This window comes from Natrinema marinum, assembly GCF_024296685.1.
In the GTDB taxonomy this organism is placed as follows: Archaea; Halobacteriota; Halobacteria; order Halobacteriales; family Natrialbaceae; genus Natrinema; species Natrinema marinum.
The window spans coordinates 223,508-235,913 of sequence record NZ_CP100763.1 but is presented as its reverse complement, the minus strand read 5'-3'; the positions used below and the strand labels follow the sequence as shown (position 1 = coordinate 235,913).

At 67.2% G+C, this 12,406-nt stretch carries 10 protein-coding genes and 1 tRNA gene; 9 read left to right on the top strand and 2 right to left on the bottom strand.

The genetic code is table 11. From position 1 onward, the window contains the following. Positions 1–10: 10 nt before the first annotated feature. The 4 genes from NKH51_RS01255 (at position 11) to NKH51_RS01240 (ending at position 5,866) form a co-directional block, all read left to right on the top strand. Positions 11–2,233, top strand: a complete 2,223-nt coding sequence (locus tag NKH51_RS01255) for a VWA domain-containing protein (protein ID WP_254763429.1) — start codon at positions 11–13, stop codon at positions 2,231–2,233. A gap of 330 nt (positions 2,234–2,563) precedes the next feature. Further along, positions 2,564–4,114, top strand: coding sequence for a uracil-xanthine permease family protein (locus NKH51_RS01250; protein ID WP_254763428.1), 1,551 nt, complete (start codon positions 2,564–2,566; stop codon positions 4,112–4,114). Positions 4,115–4,203: 89 nt separating this feature from the next. Further along, positions 4,204–5,031 (top strand): alpha/beta fold hydrolase, encoded by an 828-nt coding sequence (locus tag NKH51_RS01245; RefSeq protein WP_254763427.1) that lies wholly within the window; start codon positions 4,204–4,206, stop codon positions 5,029–5,031. 181 nt (positions 5,032–5,212) lie between these two features. Continuing rightward, positions 5,213–5,866: a MaoC family dehydratase gene (locus NKH51_RS01240; RefSeq protein ID WP_254763426.1), complete on the top strand. Its 654-nt coding sequence runs from the start codon at positions 5,213–5,215 to the stop codon at positions 5,864–5,866. Positions 5,867–6,020: 154 nt separating this feature from the next. Here NKH51_RS01240 and NKH51_RS01235 read toward each other — a convergent pair. After that, positions 6,021–6,095: transfer RNA gene (locus NKH51_RS01235), tRNA-Arg, on the bottom strand. Between the two features lie 149 nt (positions 6,096–6,244). Here NKH51_RS01235 and NKH51_RS01230 point away from each other — a divergent pair. The 4 genes from NKH51_RS01230 (at position 6,245) to NKH51_RS01215 (ending at position 8,717) form a co-directional block, all read left to right on the top strand. Continuing rightward, positions 6,245–6,427: a DUF7511 domain-containing protein gene (locus NKH51_RS01230; RefSeq protein ID WP_254763425.1), complete on the top strand. Its 183-nt coding sequence runs from the start codon at positions 6,245–6,247 to the stop codon at positions 6,425–6,427. Positions 6,428–6,562: 135 nt separating this feature from the next. Continuing rightward, positions 6,563–7,426, top strand: a complete 864-nt coding sequence (locus NKH51_RS01225) for a geranylgeranylglycerol-phosphate geranylgeranyltransferase (RefSeq protein WP_254763424.1) — start codon at positions 6,563–6,565, stop codon at positions 7,424–7,426. Between the two features lie 173 nt (positions 7,427–7,599). Further along, on the top strand, positions 7,600–8,232 hold the full coding sequence (locus NKH51_RS01220) for an RAD55 family ATPase (protein WP_254763423.1): 633 nt from the start codon (positions 7,600–7,602) through the stop codon (positions 8,230–8,232). Positions 8,233–8,306: 74 nt separating this feature from the next. Further along, the gene (locus NKH51_RS01215; RefSeq protein ID WP_254763422.1) at positions 8,307–8,717 is read left to right on the top strand and encodes a CoA-binding protein; all 411 of its coding nucleotides are present in this window, start codon (positions 8,307–8,309) and stop codon (positions 8,715–8,717) included. 174 nt (positions 8,718–8,891) lie between these two features. Here NKH51_RS01215 and NKH51_RS01210 read toward each other — a convergent pair whose 3' ends face one another. Next, positions 8,892–9,194 (bottom strand): DUF5798 family protein, encoded by a 303-nt coding sequence (locus tag NKH51_RS01210; protein ID WP_254763421.1) that lies wholly within the window; start codon positions 9,192–9,194, stop codon positions 8,892–8,894. Between the two features lie 271 nt (positions 9,195–9,465). Between NKH51_RS01210 and NKH51_RS01205 the strand changes: the two genes are divergently transcribed. Next, a complete protein-coding gene (locus tag NKH51_RS01205) occupies positions 9,466–12,282 on the top strand; it encodes a G8 domain-containing protein (protein ID WP_254763420.1) in 2,817 nt (938 codons plus the stop codon). Positions 12,283–12,406: the final 124 nt, after the last annotated feature.

Genomic DNA, 12,406 nt, shown 5'->3' with positions numbered 1-12,406 from the left:
TAGCTCAAGTATGGTTGCAAACGCCGGGGCCAAAAAGCTGTCGTCACTCCCCTTTCCGGCGATCGTCGGACAGGACGATCTGAAGCGAGTGTTGCTGACCGTCGCGGCCAACGACGGCCTCGACGGGGCGCTGATCGTCGGCGAGAAGGGGACCGCGAAGTCGACCGCCGTCCGAGCGCTCGTCGAGCTCCTGCCCGAGCAGCGGGCCGTCGCCGACTGCCCGTACGGCTGTTCGCCGGACGACCCCGACCTGCAGTGTGCGGACTGTCGCGACCGCGAACCCGACGATCTGCCGGTCGAAACGCGGCCGGTCCCCCTCGTCACGCTCCCGCTCGGCGCGACTCGAGACCGCGTCGTCGGCACCCTCTCGGTCGAGGACGCGCTGGCCGGTGCGGCCGACTTCGATCCCGGCCTGTTGGCTCGCGCCCATCGGGGCATCCTCTACGTCGACGAGGTCAACTTGCTCGACGACCACCTCGTGGACGTCGTGCTCGACGCGGCAGCCAGCGGTGTCAACACCGTCGAGCGCGACGGGATCAGCGTCTCCCATCCCGCGGACTTCACGCTGATCGGGACGATGAACCCCGAGGAGGGCGACCTCCGACCACAGTTGCGGGACCGCTTCGCCCTGCAGGCCACCGTCGAGGGCTGTCGCGAGATCGACGACCGCGTCGAGATCATCGACCGCGCGCTCGAGGCCGACGGCGGCGAGACGGACCCGAAAGCGGCGTATGCCGACGACGTAGCGGCCCTGCGCGACGAGCTGGCCGCGGCCCGCGAGCGCCTCTCGAGCGTCTCGCTCCCGACCGAGTTCAAAGCAGAGATCGCCCGCCTCTGTCTCGAGGCCGGCGTCGACGGCCACCGCGGCGACGTGGCGACCGCCCGAACGGCGATGACGCTGGCCGCGCTCGAGGGCCGCGAGACGGTCATCGAGTCCGATATCCACGAGGCCGCGACGTACGCGCTCCCCCATCGCCTCCGGAGCACGCCGTTCGAGGACGAACCGGACCTGGACGACCTGCTCGAGGACCGGTTCGACGGAGAAGCGCCGGACGACGCCGACGGCGAGGGGGAATCCAACGAGAGCGACGCGGACGAGGGAGACGGCGACGAGGAAGTCGACTCCGACTCGGGCGACGACGAATCCGGTGATCGCGAGGGAGAGCGCGACGAGGGAGCTGAGAACGAGGACGGCGGCTCGAGCGGGGACGACGCCGACGACGATTCCGACGGCAGGAACGGTGACGAGGGTAGCTCCGAACGGCGACCGGAGGACGGCGAGCGACCGGCCTCGACGAACCAGTCGTCCGCGGAAACCGGTGACGGAAGGTCCGACGACTCGAGCGGCCGCGACTCCGATTCGGAGTCAGAATCGGACGAGTCGCCAGACGACGCGGAGGACGAAACCGCCGAGCCGCTGGTCCCCGGCCAGCAGCGGGCCGAGATCGGCGAGGCGCGGGCACCCGATCTCGAGGCCGCGACGGTCGAGCGCGGCGACGGAACGGCGGCGACGGGATCGCGAGCGGGCACCGCCCCGAGCGTCGACAACCGAGGCGCTCGCGTCCGCACCGAGCCCGCGTCCGGCGAGGGGCCGATCGACGCCGCGGCGTCGGTCCGATCGGCCGCGGCCCGCGGCGAGTCTCGGGTCGAGAAACGGGACCTCCGCCAGTCCGTGCGAACGGGCGAGACCTCGGTGACGATCGTCTTCGCCGTCGACGCCAGCGCCTCGATGCGGCCGGCGATGCGGGCCGCGAAGGGCGTCGTCCTCGAGTTGCTGCGTGAGAGCTACGAACACCGGGATCAGGTCGCCTTCGTCGCGTTCGCCGGCGAAGACGCCGACGTGTTGCTGCCCCCGACCGACAGCGTCTCGCTGGCCGCCCGCCACCTCAAGGACCTCCCGTCGGGTGATCGAACGCCGCTTCCCGCGGGGCTCGAGACCGCGCGGCGAGTCATCGAACGAGCCGATACCGACGCATCGGTCGTCGTCCTCGTCACCGACGGACGGGCCAACGTCGCCGACGGGAGTCCGACGGACGCGACGCGACGGGCCGCTCGAGCGCTCGCGACCGACGACGCGCGGGTGGTGGTCGTCGACGCCGGCGACGACTCTCGCGCGGGCCTCTCGGAACTGGTCGCCAGCGTGACCGAGGGCGAACTGGTCGCCCTCGAGTCGCTGTCGGCAGAGACGGTGCGGATCGCCGCCGAACGCGCGGCGACCGAAGAACGGCCGTAGCGCCGTCAGAAGCGAGGTCTCGGTCGAATCAGAGGGGCCGACGGCTCACGGAGCGGTCGATTTACGGCGCTCGATTGCGCCGGGTGTGACAGTGAGTCGTATCAGGCGTCCGGAGTGCCTGACCGCATCCGGCGTCGAAACCGATCGAGCGCGCACTGCTCGAGGCCGGCCTCGAGAAGACCTTCGAGTGCGAGGACTGCGGACACGTCTGGTCCGTCCCCTTCTGAGCGGCTCGCTCGAGGGGAGTCAACGAGACAGCCGGCCGAACAGTTCGCCGACCGCGGATCAACACCCCTATGCGAGACCTCTGCCGTTATCCGACGAGAATCGATGACGGGGAACGAGTCAACCGCCGATGGAACCGTCGGCGACGATATCGAGTACGGAATCGACGAGCGACCGCCGCTCGGGGAATCGGTCGTGCTGGGCGTCCAGCACTATCTGACGATGGTCGGCGCAAACATCGCGGTGCCGCTGATCCTCGCGGGGGCGATGGGGATGCCGGGCGACGTGACCGCACGGTTCGTCGGGACGTTCTTCGTCGTCTCGGGGATAGCCACGCTCGCGCAGACCACCTTCGGGAATCGGTACCCGATCGTGCAGGGCGCGCCGTTCTCCATGCTCGCACCCGCGCTGGCGATCGTCGGCGTCGTGACCGCCGGCAGCGTCTCCGGACAGCCGAGTTGGGAAGCCGCGTTACTACAACTACAGGGGGCGATCATCGTCGCCTCGCTCGTCGAGGTCGCGATGGGCTACTTCGGACTGGTCGGGAGACTGCGCCGGTTCCTCTCGCCGATCGTCATCGCACCGACGATCGCGCTGATCGGGCTCTCGCTGTTCAGCGCGCCCCAGATCACCGCGTCGAACCAGAGCTGGTGGCTGCTTGGACTGACGCTCGGTCTCATTCTGCTGTTCTCGCAGTATCTCGACGTTCGACACAAGGCGTTCCGGCTCTATCCCGTGATCCTGGCGCTCGTGATCGCCTGGGTCGTCGCCGCCGCGCTGTCGGTGTTCGGCGTGATCGGCGTGGACCATCCGGGCTACGTCGACCTGGGGGCCGTCGCGAGTAGCCGGCTACTGCTTCCGATCTACCCCTTCCAGTGGGGAACCCCGCAGGTGACGACGGCGTTCATCATCGGGATGTTCGCCGGCGTGCTCGCCTCGATCGTCGAGAGTATCGGCGACTACTACGCGGTGGCGAACCTCTCGGGATCGGGCGCGCCCAGCGAGAAGCGGATCAACCACGGCATCGGAATGGAAGGGCTGATGAACGTCTTCGCGGGGATCATGGGAACCGGCGGTTCCACGTCGTACTCCGAGAACATCGGCGCGATCGGACTGACCGGCGTCGCCTCCCGATACGTCGTTCAGCTCGGTGCCGTCGTCATGCTGTTCGTCGGCTTCGTCGGCTACTTCGGCCAGTTGATCGCCACGATTCCCGACCCGATCGTCGGCGGCCTCTTCATCGCCATGTTCGGCCAGATCGTCGCCGTCGGCATCTCGAACCTGCGCCACGTCGATCTCGACTCCTCGAGAAACACCTTCGTCGTCGGCTTCGCGCTGTTCGTCGGGCTGGCGATCCCGGCGTACATGGGCAACTTCGAGAGCACGATCGCGTTCCGCGAGGCCGTGGGGTTCGCGAGTATTTCCGCTTCGCCCGCGCTCGAAGCCGCCGCACAGGCCGTCGTCGACACGATCTACATCATCGGCTCGACTGGGATGGCCGTCGGCGGACTCGCGGCGCTCGTCCTCGATAACACGATTCCGGGCTCGCGGGAGGAACGCGGCCTGGCAGCCTGGGACCGCATCACCGAAGACGAATCCGAGTTCGACTCGGCCTGGGACCGCTGGCTTGGGGCCGACGCGGAAAGCGAGCGCTGAAACGGGATCTCCGACGCGCTCGTCTCGGGTTCTCAGGCCGCGCCAACGCAACCACTCGTTCTAAGAGCGATCGGACCCAGAGAGTGAGCATGGCAGAACTCGCGCTCGAGGACGGTTCCATCTACTACGAGACGACCGGCGACGGCTCCCCGCTGGTGTTCGTCCACGGCGGGTGGATGAACGGCGAGGCCTGGCGGCCCCAAGTCGAGCACTTCGCCGACGACTATCGGGTCGTCACCCTCGACGTTCGCGGCCACGGCGAGACCGGCGCGACCGACCCCGACCAGTACTCGATCGAACTCTTTACGGACGATCTCGAGGCGCTGCTGGCCGATCTCGAGATCGAACGGCCGGCCCTCTGTGGGCTCTCGCTCGGCTCGATGGTCGTCCAGGAGTACTTAGACCGCCACCCCGACGGTGCGACTGGCGCGATCATGGGCGGTGCAGTCCGATCGATGCCACCGATCGATATGCCGCCGGGGCTGAAACCCCTCTGGTCGCCGGTACCGGCACTGACCGCGTCGCTGTCGCTGACGGGGACGACGGGGACGTTCCAGTCGATGCTGTATTCGATTCAGGCGACGACCGGCGAGCGGTGGCTGTCGGTCGACCCCGAAGTCAGAGCCGATGCGATCGCCGACGTCGGCGACATTCCGGCGACCGAGTTCCGGAAGATCTTCGACGCGCTCTACCGGTACGACCCGCCCGAACTGACCGACGTCGAAACGCCGACGTTCGTGGTTCACGGCGAGCAGGAAGCTCCGCTGGTCAAGCGCCAGGGCCAACAGATCGTCACGGCCGTGACCCACGGCGACCGGCTGGAGTTGTCCGACTCCGGCCACCTCGTCAACCAAGATCGGCCAGACGCGTTCAACGCCGCCGCGGCGAAATTCCTCGACGGACTGCCCGCGACGTAACGAAATCGGGCTCCATTCGGTACCCGCCCCGACGTATCAGTTCAGTTCGAAACGTGTCAATCTGTTATCCGCGAGACTGTCGCTGTCAACGGTCCAATGTAATTTGGCGACACCTCAAAGACAGTAACCACCCTATACTGAGGTGGACCCAGTACCTTCGTCGGATCATCCCCGCACCACTATGAGTAGCCAATGCCCGGACACTGACAGCGTCGACTCCCCGCCAGCAACTGCCAACTGGACGAGCGTCTCGAAACACGTCTTCAATAGCTATCTCGAGGCGAACAACGCCCTCCTCGCGGCGATGGGACTCACCTCCTCGAGCGGAGAGCCGGCACCGTCTCAGTCGGAACCGGCGACGACCACAGAGTCGGTCCCCGAAGTCGCGTTCGGCGACGAAACCTGGATCGTCGAGCGCTCGACGGACGAGTACGAATCGCTCGGCGTCGGCGACTACGTCCGGTTCAGCAAGCCGATCGCGGACGCGGACGTGACCGCGTTCGCGCAGGTCTCCGGCGACACCAATCGGCTCCACCTCGAGTCGGCGTTCGCCGAAGACACCCAGTTCGGCGGCCGGATCGCCCACGGCACCCTCGTCGCCGGCACGATCAGTGCTGCACTGGCAAGATTTCCGGGCGTGACGGTCTACCTCTCCCAGGACCTCGAGTTCACCGGGCCGGTCCGAATCGGCGAGACGGTCACCGCCGAGTGTGAAATCATCGAAGCCCTCGGCAGCGACCGCTACCGGCTCCACACCCGGGTCTTCAGTGAAGACGACGAGCCGGTCATCGACGGCGAAGCCGTCGTCATCATCAACGAGTCCCCCGACGCGTAACGGCCGATCCGGTTCGACGCCGAGGAGCGCGCCACGTGCGTGTTCCTAACTGGCAAGCCCCGCAGTCAGCGTTGGCGCCGCCTTCGAGTCTCGAGTACACGGAGCAATCCTTCGCGGAGATGATTCTCCGCTCACGTTGCTCGCGGAAGAATCATGGGCGCTGCAGGATTTGAACCCACGGCAGCTTGGTCCGAAGCCAAGTACTCTGTCCAGACTGAGCTAAGCGCCCGCATCGTTTTCTTCCCGATGGGTCCGTATAAGTCACTCGATTTTCAACGGTTTCGACAAGGATAGACACGCTCGCATCCCAGCAATTTTCAGTCGGTGACAATCACCGCGAGGAGTCTTTGGTATGGAGTGCCAATATCTATCCGTGCTATGACGATGAACGAGGCCCCCATCCCCGACGAGGCGCAGTCCGGCGCGACGCCGCTCGAGTTGCTCACCGACGACGAGCAGGTCTGGACCGCCGTGCCAGCCAACGCGAGCGGCGACGAGCAGATGACCAAGTGGCTCGAGGTCGAGGGCGACGCGCTCTGTGACCTCGAGCAGTGGCGCTGAGCCGCAGACCCGGTCGCGGGGATCGGACGCCCGGCTTCGATTCTTTCGTTTTCGAGTTCGTCTCTGCCGCGTCTGCGAGCGAACTGGCGGCTGCGGACCGCACCGTTTAACCGGGCCGCCTGACCACTCCCCCCTATGACAGCGGGGGAGACGGTTCGCGGGTTGCTCGAGTTGACCCGGCCGGTGAACGTGGCCGCCTCGAGCGTGCTGACCTTCATCGGGGCGTTCGTCGCCGGCGGCGTGACCGGTGACCCGCTCGCGGTGGCCGCGGCGGTCGCGGCGACGGGCCTCGCGGTCGGTGCGGGGAACGCGATCAACGACTACTTCGACCGGGAGATCGATCGGGTCAATCAGCCCGGGAGGGCGATTCCGCGCGGTGCGGTGAGTCCGCGCGGCGCGCTCGGTTTCAGCGTCGTGCTCTTCGTCGGCGCGGTCACGTTCGCGCTGACGCTCCCGCGGCTCGCGCTGGCGATCGCCGGAATCAACCTCCTCGCGCTGGTGGCCTACACCGAGGTGTTCAAGGGGCTGCCGGGGCTCGGCAACGCCCTCGTCGCCTATCTGGTCGGAAGCACGTTCCTCTTCGGAGCCGCGGCCGTCGGCGGTGCCGGGGAGCTGGTGCCGGCGATCGTCCTGTTCGTTCTCGCGGCGGTCGCGACGCTGACCCGCGAGATCGTCAAAGATGTCGAGGACATCGAGGGCGACCGAGAGGAGGGGCTGAACACGTTGCCGATCGCGATCGGCCAACGCCGGGCGCTGGCCGTCGCCGCCGTCCTCCTCGTGGCGGCCGTGGTCGCGAGCCCGCTGCCGTACGTTCGCGGGTATTTCGGGGTCGCCTATCTACTGGTCGTCGCCCCGGCCGACGCGGTCATGCTCGCGGCCGCCTACGAGAGCTTCCGCGATCCGACGGCCGGCCAGTCGCGGCTCAAGTACGGCATGTTCCTCGCCGCGCTGGCGTTTATCGTCGGCCGCGCCGCCCTCGAGTTCCCGGCGGTGGGATAGCCCGCGCGCGGGACCGTTACTAGTCGGGTCACTGAGTGGACAGCAGTCTCCAACGTGTTTTCTAATCAAAAGTACTATAAGCCGCTTCACGTATTTCCATACAACACGCCGGACGCTGGAGTGGGCGGTACCAGTAACGGTCGTCGCGGCGGCGGTGGATGTGAGTATCTGGTATGTATGACCTTGCAGATGTCCTTCCGGGCGTCGAGATCGATCCGGGGGCGAACGTGCTCATCGCGGGCCCGCCACTGACGGGGAAACGACGGATCGCCTTCGATATCCTCGCGAGCGGTGCGAATCGCGGTGACGGGTCGATCGTCGTCACCACGAAAGACAGCGCCGACAAGGTCCTCGAGAGCTTCGACGGTCACCTCAGCGAGGGCGCCGAACCGGACATCGGCGTCGTCGACTGCGTGACCAAACAGCGCGGTATCGGGACCATCGACGACGATCCGCGGATCAAGTACGCCTCCTCGCCCGTCGACATGACTGGCATCGGGATTAAACTCTCGGAGTTCCTCCAGGAGTTTTACGAGGGCCGCGGGCTCACCGAGAACCGCGTGCTCTTGCACTCGGTCTCGACGCTTTTGATGTACTCCGACCTACAGACCGTCTTCCGGTTCCTCCACGTTTTCACGGGACGGATTCAAAGCGCCGACGCCATGGGCGTCTACGTCATCGACTCGACGGCCCACGACGATCAGACGATGAACACGCTCAAACAGCTGTTCGACGGCGTCCTCGAACTCGAGGAAGCGACCGACGGTGAGGAGCCCGAGATTCGGACGGCCGGCTTCTCGACGTAGTCCGTCGCTTGGCTCTCGTCGCCAGCGTCACCGTACCACGAGACGTTTTACTACTCGAGCGCGTACCAGCGTGTATGCCTGTCGACTCCACAGACGAACTCGAGGCAATTCTCGACTACGAGACGATCGCCGTCGTCGGCTGTTCGAGTACGCCGGGGAAGGCGGCCCACGACGTCCCGAAGTACCTGCTCGAACACGGCTACGACGTGATTCCGGTCAATCCCTACGCCGACGAGATATTCGGCCGTGAGGTCCACGACTCGCTTTCGGACGTCGACGACGAGATCGACGTCGTCTGTATCTTCCGCCCCAGCGAGGAGGTCGGCGAGATCGTCGACGCGGCCCTCGAGCGCGACGACGTGAAGGTCATCTGGACCCAGCAGGGTATTCGCGACGACGAGGCGGCCGCCCGCGCGGAAACCGGGGGAAAACAGGTGGTGCAGGATCGGTGCATGAAAGTGCAGCACCGGCGACTGGCGGCCTGAGCCGGCCCGCTTACACCGTTCACTCTTCGAGCGGTCCCCTTGGAGCGGTATCGCTCGCTCGAGTCGAGGACGATCGTGACGACCGGCTCGTGGGGAGTCGCCACCGTGTCGAAAAAGGGACCGCCGCTGTTGGGTCTTGTCCCGATCCGGTCGAGCCGGCGGCCGAGTGCGGGGCTACTCGCTCGTCGTCTCGCCGACGGCCGCCTCGGCCGGGCTCGACTCGTCGGCGTCGACGTCGTCGATCGCCGCTTCGGCGAGGATTTCCTCGCCGTTGAGCCCCTGCTCCTCGGCGATCGCGAGCAAGAGCGCGCGCTGCTCGGTGAGCTGGTGGTCCAACCGCGCGACCGTTTCGTTCGTCTCGTCCGTCTTCTCCTCGAGCCCCGTGATCCGCTGCTGGAGCTTCTGTACTTGCTTGTACATCGCCTCGGCCCGATCCGAGAGCGTCTGAATCTTCTTTGCGGTGCTGCCGAGTCCCATGACGGAAGGATGTGTCGGGGAACTAATGGGCCTTTTCCTCGCTCGGCGCGTCGGTAGCGACCGCACCTCGCGGATTTCGGCGAGAGATCGCGATGATGACGAGCCACGTCGAACTCGAGGAATGGATAGGCTCGGCCAGTTCGACGCGCGTCCCACACGATAGCGCCACTGCCGGTCCAGACATCGGGTCGGCCGGCGATCCGTCGCCGGTGTGCCTCGATCGAGCACAGTATTAAGAGGGTTCGATCACGAACGAAAGGCGTCGATTAGCATGACCGGCGGAGACGACGCGCCAGATGCGACTGACGCGACCGACAGGCGAACGCTACTGAAGGGGATCGGCCTCGGAGCCGTCGGCACGGGGGCGGTCGGAACGGGCGTTCTCTACCGCGATCGGCTCGGTGGCGAGGCCGCTCACGCGGCCAGTGCCGCGGCGCTCGTCTCCGAGGACGACGTGACCCACCGAGCGACAGGCGGTCGATGGGCGGCGGCGTCGACGTGGGAAGAGAGCGACGGTCCTGGCGACGGCGCAAACGTCCAGGTTCCGGCGGAGACGACGGTCACGGTCGATCACGAGGACGATGCGCGGCTCCGGACGATCCGCGTCGATGGCACGCTGCGGTTCGAGCCGACGGCAGTGGCGGAACTCGCCGTCGACACCATCGTCGTGATGAGCACCGGCCGACTCGAGATCGGATCCGCCGACGAACCGGTCGCGGGCGGCGCTGACGGCGGGTCGGCGTCGATCACGTTCATCGACCGCGGCCCCATCGACACGGACTGGGATCGCGATCGCCTGAGCCGCGGGCTGCTCGCGCTCGAGGGCGCGACCGTCCGCATGCACGGCGGGGAGACGACGTCGTTTACGGCGCTGGCCGAGCCGCCACGGCGCGGCGAGTCGACGCTCCGGCTCGCGGAACCGCCGGCCGGCTGGCGTTCCGGCGATACTCTCGTCGTGGCCGGCGTGAATCCCGACCGGAACGAGGACGAGCGAGTGACCGTCGCCGGCGTCGACGGGACGACCGTCGAACTCGAGGACTCGCTCGAATACGATCACGTCCCGCCGCGGACGGATCTCCGAACGTACGTCGCACACCTCGAGCGGCCGATTCGACTCGAGTCGGGGACCGAGCAGATCCCCCGCAGAGGGCACGTCATGTTCATGACGGGAGACGTCGACGTTCGCGGCGTCGAGTTCCACGAACTCGGGCGGACGGACAAGTCCCGGCCCGTGACGAACCCCGACAACGGCGTTCCGCCGAAAGGCGTCGAGCCGAACCCGAAGGCGCGGTACGCCTGTCACTTCCACCGGAACGGGACCGATACCGACGGCGAGCCGGCGGTCGTCGCCGGCTGCGTCGCCCGCGGCAGTCCCGGCTGGGGGTTCGTCAATCACCGCAGCTACGTCCATTTCACGAACAACGTCTCCCATCGCGTCTTCGGCTCAGGGTTCGTCGCCGAGGTCGGCGCCGAGACGGGTCGGTTCGCGGGGAACTTCGCGCTCCGGTCTCGAGGGACCGGCCGACTGCCGGACCACCGTCAGTTCCACGAGGACAGCGAGGGCGCGATCGACGACTTCGGCCACGGCGGCTACGGCTTCTGGTTTCAGGGTCCCGCCGTCGCCGTCGAGGACAACGTCGCCGCCGGCCACCGCCACTTCGGCTTCGTCTACTGGACCCGCGCCAAACCCGACGCCTCGGTGCCGGCGGGCGAGATCGGCGGCGTCATCGGTAATCGCGCCAACCTCCCGCTCGAGCACGTCGACGGCCAACCCGAGTTGAAACGCTCCGATCGCGTCGACGACGGCAAAGTCCCCTCGAGTTTCGTCGCCTTCCGCTCGTTCCGGAACAACACCGTCTTCGCCTCCGGCGGCGGCCTCGACATCTCTCGTCACCAGTTCGGGAACCACCACGATCGCGTCGCGGAGTACAGCGTCGTCGAGGGCTTTACCGCCTACAACGTCGGTGGACTCACGAGCGAGTGGGGCTCGCGTTACATCCCGAACCGCGGCGGCGGGCAGGGCGGCGCGAACGGGATCTCGATCCGCTACAGCGCGAACGTCGTTCTCCGAAACGTCCGCCTGATCGCCGGCGACGGCGACGCCCGCGGCGTCGGGGTAAACCGCAATCACGCGCCGATCAACGTCCGCCTCGAGAGCGGCGAGATCACCGGCTGGACGGTCGGCGTTCGGGCTCCGCCCCGCGGCACGTGTCCGGTCCGCGACGTGGCGTTTAACAACTGGCTCGACATCCAGACCGTCGACGGGATGGATCGCAGGTGGACGCCGCCACAGCGGATCGAGATCGAAGGCTGTTCGTTCGCCGACGGCGGTCGCGGGCGCGTCCATCTGGGCACACACCTCGAGGAGGGGCCGTACGCGCTGTTCAGACCCGACGGGGCGGTCACGCTCGAGGGAGAGCGCCTCTACACCGCGGCACAGGAGCGATCGTTCGAACCGTATCCCACCGACGCGGATCTGGCCGTCGTCGAGCCGGGCGAGGACGCCCTCGACGACCTGACCGACGCCGAGCCGGCCGCGCTCGTCGGCGAGTCCAACCGAGCCCTCTACGAAGAGTACGGCATCAGCGCCGGCGGGGAGCTCGTCCCCGACTCGGCCGGACCGGATCTCGATATCGTCGGCGGCTACCGCGCGGACGCCAGCGGCGACCCGCGATCAGACGCCGACGGCCTCGTCGCCCGCGTCACCTCCGGTCGCGGATCGATCTCCCAGCAGGGCCGCCTCGAGCGCGGCGAACCGCTCTACGTCTACGACGAGTCCGCGTACACGACCGTTCCCGGCAAATACGCCGGTCTCGAGTGCGTCCGGCCGGAACGGGAAGACCACGACGGTGAGCGCCGCTCGTTCCTCGGGCTCACGCTACGCGCTCCGGCCACCGTCTACGTCGCCTACGACGCCGAAGTCGAGCCGCCGGCGTGGCTCACCGACTGGACGGACACCGGCGACACGCTCGGCACCGAGGACGGACTTCGGCGGATCTACGCCCGCGAGTTCGACGCTGGCACCGCCTGGCTCGGCGGCTGCCCGAACACGCACCGGATGTATACGCCGTTTCTCGAGCGGGCGTGAGTTGGGACCCGAGACGGGACGCCTTCCCGAGGTGACCGCGTCCAGTTTGGCTCGGCGATACTCACGGTGTGAAACCGCAGTGCAACCGTACACCGACATCACGTAATTATATATTACCACCATT